This is a genomic window from Mycoplana azooxidifex, assembly GCF_014196765.1.
In the GTDB taxonomy this organism is placed as follows: domain Bacteria; phylum Pseudomonadota; class Alphaproteobacteria; order Rhizobiales; family Rhizobiaceae; genus Mycoplana; species Mycoplana azooxidifex.
Window position 1 is genome coordinate 364153 of record NZ_JACIEE010000002.1, and the last position, 24149, is coordinate 388301.

The window sequence follows — 24149 nt, forward strand, 5'->3', positions numbered from 1 at the left end:
CTGGTCTCTCCTGATCGTGTCGTATCTATTTCAGCCGGCCGGTCTGGCCGCGGTCGCGCAGATAGTGGTCGGCGATCGCGCAGGCAACCATGGCCTCGCCGATCGGCACGGCACGGATGCCGACGCAGGGGTCGTGCCGCCCCTTGGTGCGCACGTCGACCTCGTTGCCGTCGCTATCGATCGAACGGCGCTCGCTCAGGATCGACGAGGTCGGCTTGATGGCGAACCGCGCCACCACCGGCTGGCCCGTGGCGATGCCGCCGAGGATGCCGCCGGCATGGTTGGAAAGGAAGACGGGCTTGCCGTCCGGGCCGATGCGCATCTCGTCGGCGTTTTCCTCGCCGGTGATCGCAGCCGCCTCGAAGCCGTTGCCGATCTCGACGCCCTTGACGGCGTTGATCGACATCAGGTTGGCGGCGATGTCCTGGTCGAGCTTGGCGTAGATCGGCGCGCCGATCCCGGCCGGAACGCCCTCCGCCACCACTTCGACGACGGCGCCCACCGACGATCCGGCCTTGCGGATGCCGTCGAGATATTCCTCCCAGACCGGGACGATTGCCGGGTCCGGCGCAAAGAACGGATTGGTGCCGACCACGCTCCAGTCCCAGTTGTCGCGGTTGATCCTGTGCTTGCCGATCTGCACGAGTGCTGCGCGCACGGTCAGTCCCGGTACGACCTTGCGGGCTATGCCGCCGGCTGCCACCCGTGCCGCCGTCTCGCGCGCGGACGAGCGCCCGCCGCCGCGGTAGTCGCGGATGCCGTATTTCACGTCGTAGGTATAGTCGGCATGGCCGGGGCGATAGCGCTTGGCGATCTCGGAATAGTCCTTGGAGCGCTGGTCGGTATTCTCGATCATCATCGAGATTGGCGTGCCCGTGGTGATGAAGGTCTCGCCGTCCTCGTCCGCCATCACGCCCGAGAGCACCCGCACGAGGTCGTCCTCGCGGCGCTGGGTGACGAAGCGGGACTGGCCGGGCTTGCGCTTGTCGAGCCAGGCCTGGATCTCCGAAAGCGTGAAGCGGATGCCGGGCGGGCAGCCGTCGATGACGCAGCCGAGCGCGGGCCCATGGCTCTCGCCCCAGGTGGTGACGCGGAAAAGATGGCCGAAAGTATTGTGCGACATGAATTCCTGCCCGATGCAAGCGGTCTTGCGCGGCCGGCGCCGGCAGCCGACCTTCCGGCGGCACTCATAGTGCCGATTGCGGCAAAGTTGAAGCGTTTCTTGACGCGAAAGCGGCGATCCCCTCGAAAGGCCCGGACGGATCGGCTCAGGAGGCGGCTTTCCAGCGCTGTTCCAGCGCGTAGGACTGGAATTCCTCCCGCGACAGCGGGCTGGCGAAGGCGTAACCCTGCAGGAGGTCGCAGCCGAGCGCGCTCAGCATTTCGGCATGCGCCATCGTCTCCACGCCTTCGGCGACGATCTCGATACCGAGCGAGCGGCCGATCTCGATGATCGAGCGCACCAGCGCCTGCTCGCGGCGCGAGCTCAGGATCGGCGCGACCAGTTGCCGGTCGATCTTCAGCCGCTTCGGCCGCAGCTTCAGGAGGCTGACGATGGACGTATGCCCGGTGCCGAAGTCGTCGATCTCGATGTCGATGCCGAGTTCCTTGATGCGTTCGAGGTTCTTCAGCACGATGTCGTCGGTCTCGTCCAGGAAGATCGCCTCGACCAGCTCGAACGAGATCTGGCCGGGAAGGATCGAAAGGCCGAGGAGGCTGTCGGCAAGCGTTTCGTCGCGGAGCCGCCGGGCAGACACGTTGACGGAGATCTTGGGCAGCGGCAATCCCTTCGCCAGCCAGCGGCTGCGGTCGATCAGCGCCTTTTCCAGCATGATGCCGTCGAGCGTCGCCATCACGTTCAGGTCCTCGGCGATCGCCAGGAAGTGTGCCGGCGCCAGGATGCCGCTCTGGGGGTGGCGCCAGCGGATCAGCGCCTCGGCGCCGACGAGTTCGAGCGTGCGGGCGCAGATCTGGGGCTGGTAGTAGGGAATGAATTCGTTGTTCTCGATCCCGCTGAGGATGTCGTCGGCGGTGCGCTTGTTGCGCAGGATCTCCGCCGCGATGACGGCATCGAAGAACTCGTGGCGATTGCGCCCCTGGGCCTTGGCCCGGTAGAGTGCGATGTCGGCATTGACGAGCAACTTGCGCGTGTCGATCCGCCTTCCGTTGCCGACCGCGACGCCGATGCTGACCCCGAAGCGGCACATGTGGCCGTTGTACTCGACCGGCTGGCGCATGAGCTCGATCACGCGCTGGGACAGGTCGGAGAGATAGGCGCGGCTGTTGCGGTCGCCGACGACGATCACGAATTCGTCGCCGCCGATGCGGGCGACCAGGTCGCCGGGTGCCACCGCCTCGCGCAGGATCCTGGCGACATGCACCAGCAGCGCATCGCCGGCGGCATGGCCGAGCGTGTCGTTGATCTGCTTGAACCGGTCCAGGTCGATGTGCAGGATACCGATCCGGATCTCCTCGGCGACGCTGCGGATCGCAACCGCGCTGAGGTGCTCGTCGAGCTTCCTGCGATTGCCGAGGCCTGTGAGGGGATCGTGCAGGGCGTTGTGCTCGATGCGGTTCTTGGTCAGCTCCAGCTCGGTGTTCTTCGCATCGGCGAGCGCCTTGGCGCGCTCGGACTCTTCCTTCGCCGCCTTCAGCCGCTCGTTGAGGAGCACGTCCTCGGTCACGTCCCAGCTGATGCCGAGCAGCTTTTCGTCGCCGTCGATCGTCAGGAGCGAGCCGACGTTGCGGATATGCCGGATGCCGCCGTCCGGCAGGAACACCCGGTACTGCGAGAAGTACCCCGACTGGCCGTGGATGGCAGCCATGGCGGCGGTGTCTGTCGCCGCAAGGTCGTCGGGATGGACGACGGAGCGCCAGAGTTCGTCGCTCGGCGACGCCCCTTCGGCAAGCCCGTGCAGGCGGAACATCTGGCGATCCCAGTTGCGGCGCTGCTCATTGAGCGAGATCTCCCAGATGCCCGTCTTCGAGGCCTCGAGCGCGAGGTCGAGCCGCTGCGACAGGGCGCGGATCTCCGTCTCACGCGCTTTCATGCCGGCAAGGTGGCGCTGTCGCTCGCTGACGAGGCCACCGGTGATGAAGATCGGCAGGATGATGACGAGTGCGGCGCTGGCGGTCAGCGCGCGCACCTGGCTCGTATTGCCCGGCGGGGTCTCCCAGCCCTCGGCCGGAACCGCGGCCAATTCCCAGTTGCCGCCCGGAAAATCGACGGTCCGGCGGACCGAATCGCCGTTGAAGACCTCGGGGTCGCCGAAGAACGGATCCTGGACATTGCCGGCGACGCTGACGTCGCGGATGGACAGGCTGATGGTGGCGCTGCCCCGCCACTGCTCGCTCTTCCTGCCGTCGGAGGGCGTGACGAGGCCGGCGTCGGTATAGATCCTGCGCTCGTCGATGACGCCCTCGATATAGCCCCAGAAGTTGAAGGCCCCCCGGTCGGTGCCGAAGACGGGGATGAACAGGTTGAAGGCCCGGCTGCCGTCCGGCAGTTGCACGGGGCCGAGCATCAGCGGCCGGCCGAAGGCGCGGTTGGTCTCGGCCGCCACGCGAAAGGAGCGAAACCGGTTGAGGTCCGTCCCCTTGTAGCGTTCGTTGCCCATCTCCGGGAAGGTCTGCGCGATCACGCCGTCCGGCGCCGCCGAAATCCGGCGGAACTGCACGTTCTGCACCATCAGCTTGCGCGCCACGACATCGAACTGCGATGCGGCCTGGGGCGGGGAGACGGCGAACATGTTGGCAGGCCCGCGAAGAGCCGACACGCTCTTGTCGATCTCGCCCTCGAGCCTTGCGCTGATCAGCGTCAGCTCGTTGGCGACGCGCGCATGCAACTCGTTGCGGTAGAGCCGCTGGTCCTGCTTCTCGTAGGCGTGGCCGGCGACGAAGATGACGGTTGCGGCAATGGCTGCCGGCAGCAGCGACGGCCTGGCCCAGTCGGCAGCGGTCCTCAGTCTTCGTCTTATGGTTGTCGGCTGCGTCAAGCCCGGTTCCCCTTACGTTACGGCACAGTAGGCAAGCGTCGATTAACATTGCATTGATGCACAACCCGGCTTCTGGGCATCGCAAGGCATTGAAATTCGGACGGGGATCGTCGCGTTCAGGGGTTGTAGGCCGGCCCGTTTGCAGGCATCCAATAGGCGTCGGGGGCCGCGGGGGGCGAATTTCGCCATATTCGAGGGGCATCAAGCGTGCCTTGCAGGAACAATGATTCCGAAAAGAGGGTTCACAAGATGCGTTTTGTAGTCGCCGCGCTGCTCGCAGCAGCCGGTATCCTTGCGCCACTGACGGCGGTGTATGCCGAGAGCGCAGACGTCGAAGCCGTCATCACCAACGTCGATACCAATGGTCTCAGCCTGTCGCTCGACGACGGCAAGAAGTACCAGGCGCCGGAGGAGTTCAATTTTGAAGGTCTTCAACCGGGCGTGAAGGTGCTGGTGTTCTATACCGAGGTCGACGGCAAGCGCGTCATCGACGACCTGGAGATCATCCAGTAGCCGCCGAAGGCAGATTCGCTGGAAAAGGTGAGGACAGGGCCCGGTGATCGGCCCCGTCACCAGGCCGGGTCAGAGCCAGGCCGCGCCGGCGTCGTCGACCCTGAGGATGCGGTCCTGGTGGATTGCCGCGTTGGCGGCGTCGGTGAGCGGCATGCCTGCGAACTTGAACAGGGCCCGGAACACGCCGCCATGGCTGACGCAGACCGTCGGCCGTTCGATGTTGTTGAACCACGAGCCCACCCGCCACGATAGGATCTCGTAGCTCTCGGCGTTCTCGCCGGGCGGGATGAAGTCCCATTTCGAGCGCGCACGCGCCTTCACCTTGTCGCGCACGGTCTGCTTGAGTTCGGAGATGGTGAAGCCTTCCCAGTCGCCGAAGCAGACTTCGACCAATCTCTCGTCGGTGCGATAGGCGAGGGGGTCGAGGCCCATCTCGGCCCGGACGAGTTCCATGGTTTCCCGCGTGCGCCCGAGCGGGCTTGCGACATAGTCGAAGTCGGAGGCCGCGGCGCCGAGGATCTCCTTCAGCGCCAGCCCGTTGCCGGACGCCTGGCGGCGTCCGGTTTCGTTCAGCGGAATGTCCTTCTGACCCTGCAGCCGGCCCTCTGCGTTCCAGTCCGTCTGGCCGTGGCGGATCATGTAGACAAGCACGTTGGCGCTCCGGGGTCTGCCTCAGTCCTTGATGACCGAGATGTCGGGCGCATCGACCGCCTTCATGCCGACGACGTGGTAGCCGCTGTCGGCATGATGCACTTCGCCGGTGACGGAGCGTGCGAGGTCAGACAGCATGTACAGGCCGACGTCGCCCACGTCCTCGATGGTCACGGTCCGGCGCAGCGGCGCATTGTACTCGTTCCATTTCAGGATGTAGCGGAAATCGCCGATGCCGGATGCCGCCAGCGTCTTGATCGGGCCGGCCGAGATCGCGTTGACGCGGATGTTCTTGGGGCCGAGGTCGACGGCCAGGTACTTCACGCTCGCCTCGAGCGCGGCCTTGGCGACGCCCATGACGTTGTAGTTCGGCATGACCTTCTCGGCGCCGTAATACGTCAAGGTCAGCATCGAGCCGCCATCCGTCATCAGCTTCTCGGCGCGGCGTGCGACCGAGGTGAACGAATAGACGGAGATCTGCATCGTCTTGGCGAAGTTCTCGGCGGACGTGTCGACATAGCGGCCCGTCAGTTCGTCCTTGTCGGAAAAGCCGATCGCATGCACGAGGAAGTCGATCTTGCCCCACATCTTCTCGAGATTTTCGAAGACCGCGTCGATCGATGCCTCGTCGGCGACGTCACAGTGCCCGGCGAGCACGCCGCCCAGTTCCGCTGCGAGCGGTTCGACGCGCTTCTTCAGCGCGTCGCCCTGGTAGGTGAGGGCAACCTCTGCACCCTGCGCGCGAACGGCCTTGGCAATACCCCAAGCGATGGAGCGGTTGTTTGCCACGCCCATGATGACGCCGCGTTTCCCGCTCATCAGACCGGTTGCCTGAACCATGGAATGTCCCTTGCTCATTTAATTCGATTTGAGCCTATGGCACACGCCGCTTTTCGGTTCAAGCACGGCAGCTTCAGGAACTGTTAGCGTCCGTAACAATGGGTGCGATTTCACCGAAACGTCACAGATAGAGGCCCTCGCGCAGGCTGCGCATCAGGTCGATCATTTTCGCGTCCGGCTTCTCCCAGAGCTGGAGCCGTGTTTCGACCAATATATCGCCGCGGTTACCATCAGCGGCGAACAGGCCCCGGCCTTCCAGGCGGATCACCTGGTCGGAACTGGTCCAGGCAGGAACGGTGACCGCAAGGGGCTCCCCGTCCGGTCCCTCGATGCTCGTCTCGCAGCCGAGCACGGCATCCTCGATCGTCACGGGCAGCGCGGTGCGGAGGTCGAGACCGTCGACCCGGAACGGGCCGGGGGCGACGCGGACGGTGACGACGGCGTCGCCGCGCTTGAGGTCGTTGATGCGGTGGCCCTGCTCGCGCAGGCGGATGGCGGTGCCCTCGGTGGTGCCGGGGGCGAGATGGACCCGCAGAGTCTCGCCGTTGACCTCCAGCGTCACGCGCGCCTGTTTCAGCAGGTCGGCAACCGTGACCGTGACGTCGCAGGCAAGGTCGGGCGCCTTGTCAACCATTGCCCGCGAGCCGCGGATGCGACGGATGATGCCGGTGAAGATGTCGGCGGCGGCGACGGCGCGGCGCGGGGCGGCGGACCGGCTCTCGGCCTCGTCCGCCGCAGGGTCCGGCTGTGCCTTGGCCGATGCCTGCCGCTGGGCGGGTGCAATCGGGGGCGAGGGAGGGGAGGGATTGGCCGCCTTGCCGGGAACCTGCTGCCGTGCGTCGACGCCGAAGATGCGCGAGACCATGGCCTCGGCGCTCTCGGCAGCACCGGCTGCCGGCTCGGGCTGCGCCTTGCGGGCGCTCTGCTGGCGGCGCATCTGCTCCATCCGGTGCAGTTCCCTCTCGCGGCGGATTTCCGCGTCGCGATGGGCGCGGTCGTACCGGCTGCGCCTGTCCGGGTCGCGCAACAGCTCGTAGGCCCTGCCTGCCTCGGTGAAGCGGACGGTGGCGAAGGGGTCGTCCTGGTTCTGGTCTGGGTGGACGGACTTGGCGAGCACGCGCCAGGCGGCCTTGATCTCTTCCTGCTCCGCGTCGCGCTTGACGCCCAGTACCGCATACGGATCACGCATCAACATATACCCGCCCTGTCCCTGTCACCTGTCGAGCCTCAGTGCCCGTTGTCCTTGGTCCGGGCTCCCTTTTTCACCCGCGGGGATCGATGATGCGGGCAACGCCCTAACCGTTGGTTACATGCCGGGGGCCGCAATCGCATATGGTGTACAAGTCGTTAGCGTTCCAGGTGCCGGGGACACCGGCAGGGCGATAGGGTGGCTCTATCCCTGCCGGTCGAAGCGCGTGAGCATCCAGCTTCCGTCGCCGCCGACGCAGGCGCGGCCGTCGTAGTTCGCAATTCCGGCGTAGGAGTGAAGCGTCGTCGTGAACTCCCGGCAGGTCCGGCCGGTGTCGTCGTTGAGCTCGGCGAGCCCGGTCACCACGCCGGCGCTGCCGGAGACCGTGTTCGCCCACGGAATCGGGCCGCCGTCATTGCGGGCGAGATCGACCGAGGAGACGGCGTTGCGCACGGTCGCGGCATCGGAGGTGTTGTCGCTCTTCTGGCCGGGAACGGCGCTGGTCTTGACGGACTTGTCCACCTTCATGTCCGACGCGAGGTCGAGCCCTCCCGCCATGCAGCCTGCAAGCGGCAGGACACTGAGTGCTAGAATCGGCAGCCGTGACCGCATCGTCCACAATATCATTGTCTCCCGTCGCGACTTTGTTATGACTTCCACTCCCGCATGTCCCAACGGACCGGATAGTCGGCATTGGATTCAAATATGAGCGACATTGAGTTAACAACCGGTGACTTCACCGAGGAAAGCGAGCCCTTTTCCCTGTTTGCGAAGTGGCTGGCGGACGCCGGAAAAAGCGAGCCGAACGACCCGAACGCCGTGGCGCTTGCGACCGTGGATGCCTCAGGCCTGCCGAATGTCCGCATGGTGCTCCTGAAGGGATTCGATGAACGCGGATTCGTTTTCTACACGAATTTCGAAAGCCAGAAAGGGCAGGAAATCCTGGGGGCCGGCAAGGCGGCCATGTGTTTCCACTGGAAATCGCTCCGCAGGCAGGTACGCCTGCGCGGCCCCGTCGAGGTCGTCTCCGACGCCGAGGCCGACGAATACTACGCCTCCCGCCCGCGCGGCAGCCGCATCGGCGCCTGGGCGTCGAAGCAGTCGCGGCCCCTGGAGGGCCGTTTCGCGCTGGAGAAGGCGGTGGCGGAATATACCGCCCGCCATGCCATCGGCGAGATCCCCCGCCCGTCCTACTGGTCCGGTTTCCGCATCAGGCCGGTGTCGATCGAGTTCTGGCACGACCGCCCCTTCCGCCTGCATGACCGGGTGGAGTTCCGCCGTACTGCGGCCGAAGGCGAGGGCTGGGAAAAGGTGCGGATGTATCCGTGACGACGGGGAGAGCTTCCCCGCCGGTCTGAAGATCGAGGGCCGGCGGTTGGACGGCCGGGCCCGTCCTCCATGGCGCCCGCGCCCGGAGCCCGCCGGGCCGCACCTGCAGGCGGCAGGTATACAACTCCCATTGGTGTGCTATATTTTCGTGCAGCAGCAAGGTGATACAGGCCCGCGGTCGGGAGGACCGTGCGCGCGTTTCCCGTCGTGAAGCGGGCGCACGCATCGAAGGGCAAGACTCAATCCAAGGCATTTGCCCAAGGCGGGGCGTGGAGGAGAGTTCAATGGCCAGCAATCTTGTTTCCTATCTCATGCAGTTTCTGACACCCGACACGATTGCCCGGATTGCGGCCGCGCTGGGCCTCGATACGGACAAGGTGCAGCGCGGTGTCGCGGCCGCCGTGCCGGCGGTGCTGGCGGGGCTCGCGGGTGTCGCGGCACAACCGGGCGGGGCGCAGAAGCTCGCCGACGCGGCCAGACAGCAGAGCGGCGTCCTCGACAACCTCGGCGGCCTCCTTTCGAGTGGCGGCAACCCGGGTTCGCTCACGCAGAGCGGCGTACAGCTGCTTTCGTCGTTGTTCGGCGGCAGCACGAGCGGCACGCTGGCAAACGCGGTCGGCAACTATTCGGGCCTCGGGCCGAATGCCGGCAGTTCGCTGCTCGGCATGGTGGCGCCCCTCGTCATGAGCGGCATCGCCAAGAAGGTCGGCGGCGACCTCAGCGCCAACGGGATTGCCGGCCTGCTCGCCGGCGAGAAGGACAATATCGCCGCCGCGATGCCCTCCGGCCTGAAGGACATGCTCGGCGGGACCGGCGTGCTCGATTCGCTCGGCGGATCGGCGCGTGCGGCAGCGGCTGCGACTGGCGACGCCGCCGCCCGCTCGGCGGCGGCGGCGTCCGCGGCCGCCCGGCAGACCTCTACGGCGGCGGCCACGGCTACCCGCAGCGGCAGCAACTGGCTCTACTGGCTGATCGCGGCCCTCGCGCTGCTGGCGATCCTCTACTACCTGTTCGGTCGTCCGACGGAACGGGTGGCGGAGACCGCGCCGGAGCCGACGCCTCCGGCCCAGACCGAGACCCAGCCGGCGCCCGAGCCCACGGCTGAGCCGGCTCCGGCCGAACCCGCTCCGGCCGCACCGACCCAGACCGAAGCCCCGGCCACGCCGGCGCCGGCCGGCGGCCTCATGATCGGCGGGGTCGACGTCGGCAAGGAGGTCACTGATACGCTGTCGGGCCTGCAGACGACCCTGAACGGCGTGACCGATGCGGCGACAGCACAGGCCGCGGCACCCCAGCTCCAGACCGCCTCGTCGACCTTCGACAGGATCAACGGCATGCTGGGCCAGATGACGCCCGAGCAGAAGACGACCCTGTCCGGCATCGTCAAGCCGGCGATGACGCAACTCGACACGCTGTTCGAGAAGGTGCTGGCGATCCCCGGCGTCTCGGACATCCTCAAGCCCGCGATCGACGCGTTGCGGCCGAAGCTCGCCGCGCTGGCACCCTGAGGCGATGACGGGAGACCGCCGGCCCCCTGCCGGCGGTCCTTCCCTTGCGCCGTTCCCGAGACAAGAACACCACAGAAGGAGGCTCAGCCATGGCTGACAAGTCGACGTTCAGTGCCGAGGAATGGAACCGGTTGATGAAGGGCGTGATGGCGGCAGGCATCGCCGTGACCGCCGCCGATCCGAGCGGGCTCTGGGGCATGCTGAAGGAGGGGATGGCGAGCAGCCGCGCCCTGCTCGGCGCCAAGCAAGGGACTGGTGCGACGCAGCTCTCGACGGCGATCGTCGAGGCGTTCGAGCGCTCGGAAGACCGCAATGCCGCCCGCGACGGGCTTCAGGCGACGTTGAAGGGCGCCAAGCCCGACGAGATCAAGACGCGCTGCATCGAGGCGGTGCGGCAGGCGGCGGCGATCGTCGATGCCAAGGCGCCTGCCGATGCGGCAGGCTTCAAGAGCTGGCTGCTGCAGATCAGCCAGAGCGTGGCGGAGGCCGCCAAGGAAGGCGGGTTCATGGGCTTCGGCGGCACGCCGGTGAGCGATGCCGAGAAGGCGACCGTGGCCGAGATCTCCGGGGCCCTCAAGGTCGCCTGACGGCGGGTTCCTGAACGGCGGGCGCCCGGCGCCCCGCCCGCCTCAGCGGCGCATCAGCTTGAAGGGGATGCCGGAGGCGAGTGCAGCGACATACTTGCGCTTCTGGTAGAGCCCGTTCACCGAGATGCGCGGCAGCGCCATCGCGGTGTCGAAGCTGCGATGGTCCAGAGTTCCGGGCACAGTGGTTACCGCCAGCTCGAAGCCCGCCTCGGCCGCCAGCTTGTATTCGCGCGGCGTCACCGTGCCACCGAAGCCGTAGGGGAAGGCGAAGGCGACGGGACGCACGCCGGTGATGCATTCGATGCGCTCGGCCGAGGCCTGCATCTCCTCCAGCGCCTCGTGCTCCTCCAGCCTTGCCAGGGCCCGGTGGCTGATCGTATGCGCGCCGAGCGTGGCGAGCGGGTTCAGCACCAGGCTCTTCAGTTCCGGCTCGCGCATGATCAGCCGTTCGGTGATCAGAAGCGGATCGATCCCGTGCGCCTTGGCCGCCTTGTCGAGGCTTGCGACCCGGCTCGTCTCGTCGCCGGACTGGATGAAGGCGGCGAAGCGGTTGAAGGCCGCGTCCTTCTGCCATGACGTCGCCAGCGGCAGGGTCACCGGCCCTGAGCCGAAGTCGAATTCGATATGTGGCCGCGCCCGCAGGAGATCGGTCAGCGTCTCCCACCAGATGCTGTGCGTCCGGCAGCAGAAGCCGCCGGTGACGAAGACAGTGAAGGGAGCGCGGTGTTCGGTGAAGACCGGCTGGGCATGGACGGCGTTGTTGCGGTAGCCGTCGTCCAGCGTGAAGGCGGCGAAGCGCTCCTCCGGCCGGGCGATCGCCATCCGCGCAGCCATATGGTGCAGCGGCACGAACTGGTAACCCTCGGCGGCGAGCAGCGTCAGCGTCTCGTCCAGGAACTCGGGGGTTATCTCCAGGTGGGCGTTCGGATCGAAGGCCTGTTCGGCCTTCGGGCGGACGTGGTGCAGCGTGAAGATCGCGCCGCGCCCGCGCGCGGACGACATCAGCCCGGCCCGTCCGGCCAGGCTCGACAGTTCCAGTCCACCGGCTATGGCCGCGTGCTTGATGCTGCGGCGCATAACATTTTTCAATGTCGGCATCTGCGCTCCCGTTGGCGGATCTCCCCACCGCCTTTATGGAGCATCATGGTATCCGGACCGTTAACGGTTCGTTGCGGCATCGGGCGCGTCGTTCCGGCCGGTTCACGCCTTGGTGCCGCCGACGGTGATCTGGTCCATGCGCAGGTGCGGCTGGCCGACGCCGACCGGAACGCTCTGTCCGGCCTTGCCGCACATGCCGATGCCGGTGTCGAGCTTCGAATCGTTGCCGACCATGGTCGCCCGGCGCATCGCGTCCGGACCGTTGCCGATGATCATGGCGCCCTTGACCGGCGCGCCGACCTTGCCGTTCTCGATCAGGTAGGCCTCGGTGCAGCCGAACACGAACTTGCCGGAGGTGATGTCCACCTGGCCGCCGCCGAAGGAGACGGCGTAGATGCCGTTCTTCACCGAGGCGATGATCTCGTCCGGGGTCTTGTCGCCGGAAAGCATGTAGGTGTTGGTCATGCGCGGCATCGGCGTGTGGGCGTAGGACTGGCGGCGGCCGTTGCCGGTCGCTTCCATGCCCATCAGGCGCGCGTTCTGCCGGTCCTGCATGTAGCCGACCAGCTTGCCGTCCTCGATCAGCACGTTGTAGCCGGACGGCGTGCCCTCGTCGTCGACGGTCAGCGAGCCGCGGCGGCTTTCGATCGTACCGTCGTCGACCACGGTTACCCCCTTGGCCGCCACCTGCTCGCCGAGCAGGCCGGAAAAGGCCGAAGTCTTCTTGCGGTTGAAGTCGCCCTCCAGCCCATGGCCGACGGCTTCGTGCAGCATGACGCCGGGCCAGCCCGACGACAGCACCACGTCCATCGTGCCCGCCGGCGCCTCGATCGCCTCGAGGTTGACGAGCGCCTGGCGCAGCGCCTCGTCGGCGCCGTGCTGCCAGCTCTCGGTCGTCAGGAACTCGCCGAAGCCGCGACGCCCGCCCATGCCGAAGGAGCCGGTTTCCTGCCGGTCCCCGTCTCCGACCATGACGGAGATGCTGACGCGCGTCATCGGCCGGACGTCGGTGACCCGGTGTCCGTCGGCGCGCAGGATGTTGACCACCTGCCAACTGGCCGAGATCGATGCCGTCACCTGCCGGACCTTGGTGTCCTTGCCGCGCAGGTAGGCGTCGATATCCTGCAGCAGCGCGACCTTTTCCTCGAAGCCGGGGCTGCCGATCGGGTTCTCCGGGCCGTAGAGCCTGCGGTTCGTGCCCTGTGGTGCTGCGGCATAGCTGCCGGCATAGCCGCGGGTGACCGCACCCGCGGCGTCTGCGGCGCGCTTCAGCGCAGACAGCGACATCTCGCCGGAATGGGCGTATCCGACCGCCTCGCCGGCGACCGCGCGCAGGCCGAAACCCTGGTCGGTGTTGAAGCTGCCGCCCTTCAGGCGCCCGTTGTCGAAGGTCAGCGATTCCGCCTGCGCATGCTCCAGATAGAGCTCGCCGTCGTCCGCATTCTTCACCGTTTGCGCGAGCACCGCCCGCACTGCTGCCTCGTCGGCATCGAACAGGGAGGTGAGGTCGGTGTTCATGGGCTGCTCCTGGATTGGCAATTGGCAGCTTATGTAGAGGCTCGCCCCCTGCAGGGCAAGCGAGGCGGGGAAAGCGGACGGGCCAGGGGCCACGATCTCCCTCTTCTCCCCGTCGGGGAGAAGGTGGCCCGAAGGGCCGGATGAGGGGGCGCGGCAAGCGCGGCGTTCGCGACTCCCCTTCATCGCCTCACTGCGTTCGGCTCTTCTCCCCGATGGGGAGCAGAGGAGATTGTGGAGAGGCTTGCCGCCTGACCTTGCTCGCGGCGGCGGCGGTCCCCGCCGTCACACATCCCGTCTTCCGTCATACCGGCCTCGAGCCGGTATCCAGCCCGCGCAAGTCCTTGCGCGATAAAGCATCTTCTGCGCCGCGGACGCGCCGCTGCTGGACACCGGCTCGTGGGCCGGTGTGACGGAGGAGGGGCGTCACCGTGTGTAACGAATCCCCGTCTGCACCGCCGTGTTTCGGAACGAACCCGGAGATGCCAAAATGGGACCATTGATCGGCGGACGTCAGCCTTGGGAAACCCTTAGCCTACGGCAGCGCGTCGTAGCCTTCGCCGAAGCCCTTGAGGTCGACGGGGATGCCGATGCCTTCCTCAGGCGTCTGGAAGACGATGAAGGTGGCGGTGGCGCCGGAGCGGAAGGTCTTCAGCAGTTCGTCCTCGAGCACCACCTCGGCATAGCAGCCGTCGGAGAAGCAGCGCACGAAATAGGCGCGGCCGATGTCCTTGCCGTCGACGTTCAGCCCGAGCCCGTTGGGCAGAAGCACGCCGAGCGGGGCCAGCACGCGCAGGATCTTCGCCTTGCGGTCAGCGGTCTTGAGGACGACGACGGAGAGCCCGACCTCGGGACGGTCCTCGGCGATCACGTTCTGCATCAGCGCGCACTGTTCGCCCGACGCACCGGCCGGCTGGTCGCAGACGATCGACCACGCGCCATGGTTGGCCTTCACCGTGCCCGGCTGCTGGGGCGCCTGCGACAGGGCCGGCGTGCCGGTCGCCACAATGGCGAGTGCGGCGATCGCGCGAACCGTCCGTGCCAGACGCGAAGGGGAGCGGGAACCCATGAATACCTCGAAATCTCGAATCATACGCGCCATTCTTGAATAGCGCCGGCGAAAATGAAAAGCCCTCCGCCGTCTTTTCCAGTCTATACGGCGGAAATTGGACGTCCGCGCGCTTTCCGACGCGATTGCCGCCGTTCCTGCCCGCTCGCGCCGCCCGCGGTGGTGCGCGCGGGCCGTTCCCGCATCGATCGCGCGCGCTTTGAGGGCTAATCCGGCAAAATTTTGGATGGCTGCGCCGCAGACTTGATTTTGCGCAAAAATGCCGCATGCGCAAAGGCCTGTGGCTGTTGCGGCGAACCGGAAACTATGATTTTAAGCAGTCAGCATAGCGGGGATTCTGCGGCAATCGTTTGATCCCTATCAAACGCTTTGGGGAGATATGTCGTGATAAACAAGGTTTTTGCAGCGCTGGCGGCTTGCTGCTGTCTGCTGTTTGGCTCGGGCGCCCTTGCCGACCAACCGGTCGACTGGCAGAGGGGCCTGCAGCCCGCAGCCACCTCGATCATGGAAGAAATTCGCTGGTTCGAGCAGTATACCCTGTGGTTTATCGTTCCGATCACGCTCTTCGTCCTCGCTCTCCTTATCGTCATCGTCGTGAAGTTCCGTGAGCGCGCCAATCCGGTTCCCTCGCGCACCAGCCACAACACGCTGATCGAGGTGATCTGGACCATCGGCCCGGTCATCATCCTGCTGCTCCTGGCCGTTCCCTCCTTCCAGCTTCTCACCAAGCAGCTCGCCCCGACCGGCGAGCCGGAACTGACCGTCAAGGCCACCGGCTACCAGTGGTACTGGGGCTACGAGTACCAGGTCGGCGAAGCCCCGGTCTCGTTCGACAGCCTGCTGCTGCAGGACGGCGACCGTGCAGGGCTGGGCAAGGAAGACCGCGCCACCTATCCGCGGCTCCTCGCCGTAGACAACGAAGTCGTCGTTCCGGTCGGCAAGCACGTCCGTCTTCTCGTCACCGGCGCCGACGTGATCCACGCCTTTGCCATGCCGTCCTTCGGCGTCAAGATCGACGCCATCCCGGGCCGCCTGAACGAGACCTGGTTCAAGGCCGACCGCGAAGGCCTCTTCTACGGCCAGTGTTCCGAGCTGTGCGGCAAGGACCATGCCTACATGCCGATCGCGATCCGCGTCGTCTCGCAGGAGAAGTTCGACACCTGGCTTGCTGCGGCTGCCACCAATGTCGGCGAGGCCAACAAGGCTCTGATGGCATCGATCGACGGCGACAAGAAGTCCGTCGACGTCGCCCAGAACGCCGCGCAGTAATTCAAGGGAGTGCCATCCATGGCCGGAACAACCGCTGCCCACGATGACCACCACGGTCATCACGACCACAAGCCCTCGTTCTTCGTCCGCTGGTTCCTCTCGACGAACCACAAGGACATCGGAACGCTCTATCTGATCTTCGCAATCATGGCCGGCATCGTCGGCGGTGCGCTCTCGGTCGCCATTCGCGCCGAGCTTCAGGAGCCGGGCATCCAGATCTTCCACGGCCTGGCCCAGATGGTCTATGGCTTCGAGGGCGACGCCGCCATCGACGGTGGCAAGCACATGTTCAACGTGTTCACGACGGCGCACGCCCTCATCATGATCTTCTTCATGGTGATGCCGGCGCTGATCGGCGGCTTTGCCAACTGGATGGTGCCGATCATGATCGGCGCGCCGGACATGGCGTTCCCGCGCATGAACAACATCTCCTTCTGGCTGCTGCCGCCGGCGTTCATTCTCGTCTTCCTGTCGATGTTCGTCGAAGGCCCGGCAGGCGCCTACGGCGCAGGCGGCGGCTGGACGATCTATCCGCCGCTGTCGACCTCCGGCCAGCCGGGACCGGCGATGGACTTCGCCATCCTCGGCCTGCACATCGCCGGCGCCTCGTCGATCCTCGGTGCGATCAACTTCATCACCACGATCCTGAACATGCGCGCCCCCGGCATGACGCTGCACAAGATGCCGCTGTTCGCCTGGTCGGTGCTGATCACCGCCTTCCTGCTGCTGCTGTCGCTGCCGGTTCTCGCGGGTGCGATCACCATGCTCCTGACCGACCGCAACTTCGGCACGACCTTCTTCGCGCCCGACGGCGGCGGCGACCCGATCCTGTTCCAGCACCTGTTCTGGTTCTTCGGCCACCCGGAAGTGTACATCCTGATCCTGCCGGGCTTCGGCATCGTCAGCCACATCGTCTCCACCTTCTCGCGCAAGCCGATCTTCGGCTACCTCGGCATGGCCTACGCCATGGTGGCGATCGGCGCCGTCGGCTTCATCGTGTGGGCGCACCACATGTACACGGTCGGCCTGTCGCTCGACACGCAGCGCTACTTCGTCTTCGCCACGATGGTCATCGCCATCCCGACCGGCATCAAGATCTTCTCGTGGATCGCGACGATGTGGGGCGGCTCGATCCGCTTCACCACGCCGATGATCTGGGCGATCGGCTTCATCTTCCTGTTCACGGTGGGCGGCGTCACCGGCGTCCAGCTGGCCAATGCCGGCCTCGACCGCGCCCTGCACGACACCTACTACGTGGTTGCCCACTTCCACTACGTGCTGTCGCTCGGCGCCGTCTTCGCCATCTTCGCCGCCTGGTACTACTGGTTCCCGAAGATGAGCGGCTACATGTATTCCGAGTTCATCGGCAAGCTGCACTTCTGGGTCATGTTCATCGGCGTGAACCTCGTGTTCTTCCCGCAGCATTTCCTGGGCCTCGCCGGCATGCCGCGCCGCTACATCGACTATCCGGATGCATTCGCCGGCTGGAACATGGTATCGTCCTACGGCTCCTACATCTCGGGCGTCGGCGTCCTGATCTTCCTGTTCGGCGTGTTCGAGGCCTTCGCCAGGAAGCGAGTCGCCGGCGACAACCCCTGGGGTGAAGGTGCGAACACGCTGGAATGGCAGCTGTCCTCGCCGCCGCCGTTCCACCAGTGGGAACAGCTTCCGAAGATCAAGTAGGATCCGGAACGATCACGGAGGCCGCCGGTTCGAGGCGGCCTCGCACCTTGGAGGCCGGATGACCCGGCCAGCAGAAGCGACAGGCACCGGAAAAGCGACAGGCAAATGGCAATCATCGATCATCACGAAGCGGCTGGCGACGGTGGGGATTTCGTCCTCTCCGAGGCGACCGCGCGCGATTACTTCGAGCTCCTGAAGCCGCGCGTCATGTCGCTCGTCGTCTTCACCGCATTTGCCGGCCTGGTGCTGGCGCCCGGCCATATCAACCCGGTCATCGGGGTGATCGCCATCCTCTGCATCGCCGTCGGCGCCGGCGCCTCCGGCGCGCTCAACATGTGGTACGACGCCGACATCGACGCGGTCATGTCGCGCACGGCGAAACGTCCCATTCCCTCCGGCCGGATCAGGCCGCGTGAGGCGCTCGCCTTCGGGCTGACGCTGTCGGCCTTCTCGGTCGCGATCCTCGGCCTTGCCGTGAACTGGCTGTCCGCCGGCCTTCTCGCCTTCACGATCTTCTTCTACGCGGTCATCTACACGATGTGGCTGAAGCGCTCGACGCCGCAGAACATCGTCATCGGCGGGGCCGCCGGCGCTTTTCCGCCGATGATCGGCTGGGCCTGCGTCACCGGCGGCGTCTCGGTTGAAAGCATCGTCCTGTTCCTGATCACCTTCCTCTGGACGCCCGCCCATTTCTGGGCGCTGGCGCTGTTCAAGATGAAGGACTATGCCGACGTCGGCGTGCCTATGCTGCCCAACGTCGCCGGCGAAAAGACGACCAAGCACCAGATCATGGTCTATGCCGTCCTCACGGCGATCATCTCCGTCGTGCCGAGCTGTCTTGGCTTCGCCAGCCTCGGCTACGGGATCTTCGCCGCCGCCATGGGTGCGTTCTTCGTCTGGTACTCGATCGGCGTGCTGCGCATGCCCGAGGGCGACCGCGCCATGGTTCCGGCCAAGAAGCTCTTCGCCTATTCGATCTTCTACCTCTTCGCCATCTTCGCCGGCTTGATGATCGATCACGCCCTCATCGCAGCAGGATGGAGCCTCTGATGGAAACGGTTACCCTGAGCGACAAGCAGAAGAAGTCGCGGCGCGGCCGCAACATCGCGCTCGCCGTCGTGCTCGCGGCACTGGTCGTGCTCTTCTACCTCATCACGCTGGTGAAGATCGCCGGCGAAACGATGGGCTGAACCATGGCGGAAAAAGAGACGGTCAGGACGCAGAAGTCGGGAAACGGGACGGTCGTCGCCGTGTGCCTCACCTTCGTCGTCGGCATGCTCGGCATGGCCTATGCCGCCGTGCCGCTCTACGAGATGTTCTGCAAGGTGACGGGCTATGGCGGCACGACGCAGCGCGTCGAGCAGGCCTCCTCCGTCATCCTCGACAAGCCGATCAAGGTGCGCTTCGACGCCAATACCGGCCCGGGCCTGCCCTGGACCTTCGAGCCGGTGCAGCGCGAGATCGAGATGAAGATCGGCGAGACGGTCATGGTGAACTACCGTGCCCGCAACAATTCCACGGTCGAGACGACCGGGCAGGCGACCTTCAACGTCACGCCCGAGGCGACCGGCGCCTATTTCAACAAGGTGCAGTGCTTCTGCTTCACCGAGACGACGCTGGAGCCCGGCGAGGAGATGGAAATGCCGGTTCTCTTCTTCGTCGACCCGGCCATCATCGAGCCGGTGGAGACGAAGAACGTCCATACGATTACGCTTTCCTATACCTTCTTCCCGCATGAGAAGACGAAGCCTGTGGCTTCGGTGACGGATGCGGACGGCAAGGATACGGACAAGCTTTAGGAAATAAGCGTTTCCGGCGGTAGCGCCGGAGGCGACAATGGAGACATTCGGGGATGAATGACATGGCGAATGCGCATCAGAAGAATCACGACTACCACATCATCGATCCGAGCCCGTGGCCGCTGCTGTCGTCGGTCGGCGCCTTCCTGCTGGCGCTTGGCGGCATCGTCTACATGCGCTACCTCGGCGGCGGCTCGCTGAAGCTGTTCGGTCTGGAGATGGCCAATCCCTGGATCATGATCATCGGCCTGGCGATCACGCTCTATTCGATGTTCGGCTGGTGGTCGGACACGATCAAGGAAGGCAACGAGGGCCATCATACCCGCGTCGTCTCCCTGCACCTGCGCTACGGCATGATCATGTTCATCGCCTCGGAGGTGATGTTCTTCGTGGCCTGGTTCTGGGCCTTCTTCGATGCGAGCCTGTTCCCCGGCGAGGCCATCCAGGCGACCCGCGTGGAGCACACCGGCGGCGTCTGGCCGCCACAGGGCATCGAGGTTCTCGACCCCTGGCACCTGCCGCTCTACAACACCGTCATCCTGCTGCTCTCGGGCACCTGCGTGACCTGGGCGCACCATGCGATCCTGCACAACGACCGCAAGGGCCTCATCAGCGGCCTGACGCTGACGGTGCTGCTCGGCCTGCTGTTCTCCTTCGTCCAGATCTACGAATACGTGCACGCGCCGTTCGCCTTCAAGGATTCGATCTACGGCGCGACGTTCTTTATGGCGACCGGCTTCCACGGTTTCCACGTCTTCGTCGGCACGGTCTTCCTGCTGGTCTGCCTGCTTCGCGCCGTCAACGGCGCCTTCACCCCCAAGCAGCATTTCGGCCTCGAAGCCGCCGCCTGGTACTGGCATTTCGTCGACGTGGTCTGGCTCTTCCTCTTCTTCTCCATCTACATCTGGGGCGGATGGGGTGCACCGATCGCCCACGGCTGATCCGGGCCGATTGTGTTGGAGGGCGGCCGCAGCGATGCGGCCGTCTTTCGTTTGGTGGTCTGTCATGTCGCAGCCGGCTGAATTGGACGCAGGCCCCGACGAAACGTACATAGGATTGGCCGCAGCGCGGGAGGTGTCCTGCCGGGATGCACGGCGGCCACCTTCGTGAGCAAGCCGCGAGGCGGCTACGCAATCCACCGGAGAAAGATCATGAGCGAAGACAAGGCCCTCTATCCGCCCGTCGACCCGGTGACGACCGGCCTGCGCGGCCATTGCCCCCGTTGCGGGCAGGGAAATCTCTTCGACGGCTATCTGAAGCTGAAGCCGCGCTGCGCGGCCTGCGGGCTGGACTATTCCTTCATCGACGCCGGCGACGGGCCGGTCGTGTTCGTCCTGCTGATCGTCGGCTTCATCGTCGTCGGCGCGGCCCTGTGGATGGAGGTCAGCTACAGCCCGCCGCTCTGGCTCCACTTCATCATCTGGATACCGCTCGCCATTGCCTTCGGCCTGACGCTGACGCGCATGCTCAAGGGCGTGCTGATCGCACTTCAGTACCGCAACAATGCGAGGCCCGGCCAGATCGACCGCCAAACCGATCGCGAGGGCGACCGTGGCTGAGCTGTCGCGGCAACCCGCCCGCCGCCCGGTCGTCCGGGCCGTGCTGTCCGGCCTCGTCCTTCTTGCCGCGCTCGCCGTGCTCCTGTCGCTCGGCACCTGGCAGATGCAGCGGCTGGCGTGGAAGGAGCAACTGCTCGCCGACATCGCCGAGCGGCGTGCCGAGGCGTCCGTTCCCCTTTCCGCCATCGAAGCGGTCAAGGCGGGCGGCACCGATATCGAATACCGCCCCGTGACAGTGACCGGGACCTTCGAGAACGGCCGGGAGCGCCATTTCCTGGCGACCCATGAGGGCCAGTCCGGCTATCACGTCTATGCGCCGCTGCGCCTTGCTGACGGCCGCTTCGTCTTCGTCAACCGCGGCTTCGTTCCCTATGACCAGAAGGAGCCGGCGACACGGCCGGAGGGGCAGGTGGCCGGCGAGCAGACCATTGCCGGGCTCGCGCGCCAGAGGCTGGAAGGAAAGCCGTCCTCGCTCGTCCCCGACAACGACCTGATCAAGAACGTGTTCTACTGGAAGGACCTCGACGCTATGGCGGCGAGCGTCAGGATTGCGCCGGAAGCGCTCGTGCCCTTCTTCGTCGATGCCGACGCGACACCCAATCCGGGTGGCTTTCCCATCGGCGGCGTGACGCAGTTCGAGCTTCCCAACAATCATCTGCAATACGCATTGACGTGGTACGGACTGGCATTGGCGCTGGTGGCCGTCAGCGGGGTCTATGCCTGGCGGTCGCGGCGCTGAGGAGCTGGAGGCGGCTTGGCGCTTTCATCGACGTCAATTTGTGATAAATGCCAGTGGCTTCGCAAAGATGCGAATGACGGCTGGCGGCAAGGCCTGCAAGCACCTACATCAATCGGACACCGGTGACATCCTGATATGGCTTCTTCGACTGCCCTCTCTCCCCTGACGATCCGCCTGTGCGGTCCGCGCGGCTTCTGCGCCGGCGTCGACCGGGCGATCCAGATCGTCGTGCTGGCGCTGAAGGCCTATGGGGCGCCGGTCTATGTCCGCCACGAGATCGTGCACAACCGCTATGTCGTCGAGGGGCTGGAGGCGAAGGGCGCGATCTTCGTGGAGGAACTGGACGAGATCCCCGAGGAGCACCGCGCCCAGCCGGTCGTCTTCTCCGCCCATGGCGTGCCGAAATCGGTGCCCGAGGATGCCGTCTCCCGCAATCTGTTCTACCTCGACGCCACCTGCCCGCTGGTCTCCAAGGTGCACAAGCAGGCCATGCGCCACCAGCGCCTCGGCCGCCATGTCATCCTGATCGGCCACGCCGGCCATCCCGAGGTGATCGGCACGATGGGACAGCTGCCGGAGGGAACGGTCTCGCTGGTCGAGACGATCGAGGACGCCGACGTTTACGTGCCGGAAGATCCCGACAACCTCGGCTTCGTCACCCAGACCACCTTGTCTGTGGACGACACCGCCGGCGTGATTGCCCGGCTGAAGGAGCGCTTCCCCAACCTGACGGCGCCCGCAGCCGACTCGATCTGCTACGCCACCACCAACCGCCAGGAGGCGGTCAAGCAGGCGGCGCCCGGCTGCGATCTCTTCCTCGTCGTCGGCGCGCCGAATTCGTCCAACTCCAAGCGCCTCGTCGAGGTCGCGCTGAGGGCGGGGGCAAGAAAGTCGTTGCTTGTCCAGCGCGCGTCCGAAATCGACTGGAACGGCCTGGGCGAAATTCGTACCGTCGGCCTGTCGGCGGGTGCTTCGGCACCGGAAGTCATCGTCGACGAGATCATCGAGGCCTTCCGCGCGCGCTTCGATACGAGGGTCGAACTGGCCGACACGGTGGAGGAGACGGAGAATTTCCTCGTGAACCGCGAACTGCGCAACGTCGAACTGACACCGGCCGACATGGCCTTCGTCAACGGCGAACAGGATGGGGGGGCCGTTGGGCCCGGAGCGTGAGCTGAAGATTTGGCAGTCTATACCGATATCACCGAAGACGACCTCGCCCGCTTCCTGACCGACTACGAGGTGGGAACGCTGCTCTCGTACAAGGGCATCGCCGAGGGCGTCGAGAATTCCAATTTCCTGCTGCACACGACCAAGGGCGTCTTCATCCTGACGCTCTACGAGAAGCGCGTCGATCCGAAGGACCTGCCGTTCTTCCTCGGCCTGATGCACCATCTCGCCGACCGCGGTCTGAGCTGCCCGCTGCCGCTGTCGCGCAAGGACGGCGAATTGCTGGGCGAGCTTTCAGGCCGCCCCGCCGCCATGATCACCTTTCTCGAAGGCATGTGGCTGCGCAAGCCGGCGGCGAAGCATTGCCGCGAGGTGGGCCGGGCGCTGGCGGAAATGCACGTGGCCGGCCAGGGCTTCCAGCTCACCCGCAGGAATGCGCTCTCCGTCGACGGCTGGCGGCCGCTGTGGGACAAGTCTGCCGTGCGCGCCGACGAGGTCGAGCCCGGCCTGCAGGACGAGATCGCCGAGGAACTGGCTTTCCTCGAAAGTCACTGGCCGAAGACGCTGCCGCACGGCGTCATCCATGCCGACCTCTTCCCCGACAACGTCTTCTTCATCGGCGACCAGCTCTCGGGCCTGATCGATTTCTACTTCGCCTGCAACGACACCTATGCCTATGACGTCTCCGTCTGCCTCAACGCCTGGTGCTTCGAGAAGGACGGGTCGTTCAACCTGACCAAGGGCATGGCGCTGCTGGACGGCTACGAGCAGGTGCGGCCGCTGAACGGCGCGGAACTGAGGGCGCTGCCGCTGCTCGCGCGCGGCTCGGCGCTGCGCTTCTTCCTGACGCGCCTCTACGACTGGCTGACGACGCCGCCGGGCGCTCTCGTCGTCAAGAAGGACCCGCTCGAATACCTGCGCAAACTGCGCTTCCATCGCCAGGTGAAATCGGCGGAAGAATACGGCCTGGTGCATAGATGAAGCATGTCGACATTTTCACCGACGGTGCCTGCTCGGGCAATCCGGGACCGGGCGGCTGGGGTGCGGTGCTGCGCTATGGCGACGTCGAGAAGGAGCTCTCCGGCGGCGAACAGCAGACGACCAACAACCGCATGGAACTGCTGGCCGCGATCTCGGCGCTGGACGCCCTGAAAGCCTCCTGCGAGGTCGACCTCTACACCGACTCGAAGTACGTCATGGACGGCATCGAGAAGTGGATCCACGGCTGGAAGAAGAACGGCTGGAAGACCGCCGACCGGAAGCCGGTCAAGAATGGTGAACTCTGGCAGGCCCTCGACGAAGCCCGCCGCCGCCACAAGGTCACCCTCCACTGGGTCAAGGGCCACGCCGGCCACCCGGAAAACGAACGCGCCGACGAACTGGCACGGCTGGGCATGGAGCCGTTCAAGCGGCGGTGAGGGGTAGGACCGGCACGACCGGGCGACGGCAGCTTTTCAACGGAGTGGTCTCTCCCTTTTCTCCGTCATGCCGGCCTCCGAGCCGGCATCCAGTCGCGCAAGTCCTTGCGCGATAAAGCATTTACCGCGCCGCAGACGCGGCGCTGCTGGACCCCGGATCTAGTCCGGGGAGACGGATAGGGTGTGGCCGGGATCCGGAAAATCACGACTGCGGCAAT

The 24149-nt window shown here is 65.7% G+C and carries 24 protein-coding genes; 15 read left to right on the forward strand and 9 right to left on the reverse strand.

Annotation, left to right across the window (positions count from 1 at the left end; translation table 11 throughout):
• Nucleotides 1-25 precede the first annotated feature (25 nt).
• Nucleotides 26-1123: a chorismate synthase gene (gene aroC / locus GGQ64_RS05155; protein WP_183800083.1), complete on the reverse strand. Its 1098-nt coding sequence runs from the start codon at nt 1121-1123 to the stop codon at nt 26-28.
• A gap of 145 nt (nt 1124-1268) precedes the next feature.
• Complete coding sequence (locus GGQ64_RS05160; protein ID WP_183800087.1) at nt 1269-3995, reverse strand: bifunctional diguanylate cyclase/phosphodiesterase; 2727 nt, start codon at nt 3993-3995, stop codon at nt 1269-1271.
• A 249-nt stretch (nt 3996-4244) separates the two neighbouring features.
• Here GGQ64_RS05160 and GGQ64_RS05165 point away from each other — a divergent pair, with 249 nt between their 5' ends.
• Nucleotides 4245-4508, forward strand: coding sequence for a DUF1344 domain-containing protein (locus tag GGQ64_RS05165; RefSeq protein WP_183800090.1), 264 nt, complete (start codon nt 4245-4247; stop codon nt 4506-4508).
• A gap of 69 nt (nt 4509-4577) precedes the next feature.
• On the opposite strand, the gene GGQ64_RS05170 is transcribed toward GGQ64_RS05165, so the two are convergent.
• The 4 genes from GGQ64_RS05170 to GGQ64_RS05185 all read right to left on the reverse strand — a co-directional run bounded on the left by GGQ64_RS05170 (nt 4578) and on the right by GGQ64_RS05185 (nt 7815).
• A complete protein-coding gene (locus GGQ64_RS05170) occupies nt 4578-5159 on the reverse strand; it encodes a histidine phosphatase family protein (RefSeq protein WP_183800093.1) in 582 nt (193 codons plus the stop codon).
• Between the two features lie 21 nt (nt 5160-5180).
• Nucleotides 5181-5999: an enoyl-ACP reductase FabI gene (gene fabI / locus GGQ64_RS05175; RefSeq protein ID WP_183800095.1), complete on the reverse strand. Its 819-nt coding sequence runs from the start codon at nt 5997-5999 to the stop codon at nt 5181-5183.
• 121 nt (nt 6000-6120) lie between these two features.
• Nucleotides 6121-7188: a DnaJ C-terminal domain-containing protein gene (locus tag GGQ64_RS05180; RefSeq protein ID WP_425488486.1), complete on the reverse strand. Its 1068-nt coding sequence runs from the start codon at nt 7186-7188 to the stop codon at nt 6121-6123.
• A gap of 204 nt (nt 7189-7392) precedes the next feature.
• Complete coding sequence (locus GGQ64_RS05185) at nt 7393-7815, reverse strand: RT0821/Lpp0805 family surface protein (RefSeq protein WP_246422355.1); 423 nt, start codon at nt 7813-7815, stop codon at nt 7393-7395.
• Between the two features lie 78 nt (nt 7816-7893).
• Between GGQ64_RS05185 and pdxH the strand changes: the two genes are divergently transcribed.
• From pdxH to GGQ64_RS05200, 3 genes are all read left to right on the forward strand, one after another.
• Nucleotides 7894-8517, forward strand: coding sequence for a pyridoxamine 5'-phosphate oxidase (gene pdxH, locus GGQ64_RS05190; protein ID WP_183800102.1), 624 nt, complete (start codon nt 7894-7896; stop codon nt 8515-8517).
• A gap of 284 nt (nt 8518-8801) precedes the next feature.
• Nucleotides 8802-10025 (forward strand): DUF937 domain-containing protein, encoded by a 1224-nt coding sequence (locus tag GGQ64_RS05195; protein ID WP_183800104.1) that lies wholly within the window; start codon nt 8802-8804, stop codon nt 10023-10025.
• Between the two features lie 89 nt (nt 10026-10114).
• On the forward strand, nt 10115-10612 hold the full coding sequence (locus tag GGQ64_RS05200) for a hypothetical protein (protein ID WP_183800106.1): 498 nt from the start codon (nt 10115-10117) through the stop codon (nt 10610-10612).
• Between the two features lie 42 nt (nt 10613-10654).
• Here GGQ64_RS05200 and GGQ64_RS05205 read toward each other — a convergent pair whose 3' ends face one another.
• The 3 genes from GGQ64_RS05205 to GGQ64_RS05215 all read right to left on the reverse strand — a co-directional run bounded on the left by GGQ64_RS05205 (nt 10655) and on the right by GGQ64_RS05215 (nt 14294).
• Nucleotides 10655-11701 carry a polysaccharide deacetylase family protein gene (locus GGQ64_RS05205; RefSeq protein ID WP_425488493.1) on the reverse strand — a complete coding sequence of 349 codons (1047 nt, stop codon included), beginning with the start codon at nt 11699-11701 and terminating at the stop codon, nt 10655-10657.
• A 111-nt stretch (nt 11702-11812) separates the two neighbouring features.
• The gene (tldD, locus tag GGQ64_RS05210; RefSeq protein ID WP_183800110.1) at nt 11813-13228 is read right to left on the reverse strand and encodes a metalloprotease TldD; all 1416 of its coding nucleotides are present in this window, start codon (nt 13226-13228) and stop codon (nt 11813-11815) included.
• A gap of 532 nt (nt 13229-13760) precedes the next feature.
• The gene (locus GGQ64_RS05215; RefSeq protein ID WP_183800113.1) at nt 13761-14294 is read right to left on the reverse strand and encodes an invasion associated locus B family protein; all 534 of its coding nucleotides are present in this window, start codon (nt 14292-14294) and stop codon (nt 13761-13763) included.
• 384 nt (nt 14295-14678) lie between these two features.
• Here GGQ64_RS05215 and coxB point away from each other — a divergent pair, with 384 nt between their 5' ends.
• The 11 genes from coxB (at nt 14679) to rnhA (ending at nt 23931) form a co-directional block, all read left to right on the forward strand.
• Nucleotides 14679-15563, forward strand: coding sequence for a cytochrome c oxidase subunit II (coxB, locus tag GGQ64_RS05220; protein ID WP_183800116.1), 885 nt, complete (start codon nt 14679-14681; stop codon nt 15561-15563).
• A gap of 18 nt (nt 15564-15581) precedes the next feature.
• Nucleotides 15582-17246, forward strand: coding sequence for a cytochrome c oxidase subunit I (gene ctaD, locus GGQ64_RS05225; protein WP_183800119.1), 1665 nt, complete (start codon nt 15582-15584; stop codon nt 17244-17246).
• A 105-nt stretch (nt 17247-17351) separates the two neighbouring features.
• Nucleotides 17352-18296 (forward strand): heme o synthase, encoded by a 945-nt coding sequence (locus tag GGQ64_RS05230; protein WP_183800122.1) that lies wholly within the window; start codon nt 17352-17354, stop codon nt 18294-18296.
• A complete protein-coding gene (locus GGQ64_RS05235) occupies nt 18296-18436 on the forward strand; it encodes a hypothetical protein (protein WP_183800125.1) in 141 nt (46 codons plus the stop codon). Before GGQ64_RS05230 ends, GGQ64_RS05235 begins: the two co-directional genes overlap by 1 nt.
• Nucleotides 18437-18439: 3 nt before the next feature.
• Nucleotides 18440-19045 carry a cytochrome c oxidase assembly protein gene (locus GGQ64_RS05240; protein WP_183800128.1) on the forward strand — a complete coding sequence of 202 codons (606 nt, stop codon included), beginning with the start codon at nt 18440-18442 and terminating at the stop codon, nt 19043-19045.
• A gap of 62 nt (nt 19046-19107) precedes the next feature.
• Nucleotides 19108-19986: a cytochrome c oxidase subunit 3 gene (locus GGQ64_RS05245; protein WP_183800131.1), complete on the forward strand. Its 879-nt coding sequence runs from the start codon at nt 19108-19110 to the stop codon at nt 19984-19986.
• A 210-nt stretch (nt 19987-20196) separates the two neighbouring features.
• Complete coding sequence (locus GGQ64_RS05250; protein WP_183800133.1) at nt 20197-20604, forward strand: DUF983 domain-containing protein; 408 nt, start codon at nt 20197-20199, stop codon at nt 20602-20604.
• Nucleotides 20549-21343 (forward strand): SURF1 family protein, encoded by a 795-nt coding sequence (locus GGQ64_RS05255; protein ID WP_183800136.1) that lies wholly within the window; start codon nt 20549-20551, stop codon nt 21341-21343. The genes GGQ64_RS05250 and GGQ64_RS05255 overlap by 56 nt, the downstream gene beginning before the upstream one ends.
• Nucleotides 21344-21478: 135 nt before the next feature.
• Nucleotides 21479-22516 carry a 4-hydroxy-3-methylbut-2-enyl diphosphate reductase gene (gene ispH / locus GGQ64_RS05260; protein ID WP_183800138.1) on the forward strand — a complete coding sequence of 346 codons (1038 nt, stop codon included), beginning with the start codon at nt 21479-21481 and terminating at the stop codon, nt 22514-22516.
• A 9-nt stretch (nt 22517-22525) separates the two neighbouring features.
• A complete protein-coding gene (locus tag GGQ64_RS05265) occupies nt 22526-23494 on the forward strand; it encodes a homoserine kinase (protein ID WP_183800140.1) in 969 nt (322 codons plus the stop codon).
• Nucleotides 23491-23931: a ribonuclease HI gene (rnhA, locus tag GGQ64_RS05270; protein WP_183800142.1), complete on the forward strand. Its 441-nt coding sequence runs from the start codon at nt 23491-23493 to the stop codon at nt 23929-23931. Before GGQ64_RS05265 ends, rnhA begins: the two co-directional genes overlap by 4 nt.
• Nucleotides 23932-24149: the final 218 nt, after the last annotated feature.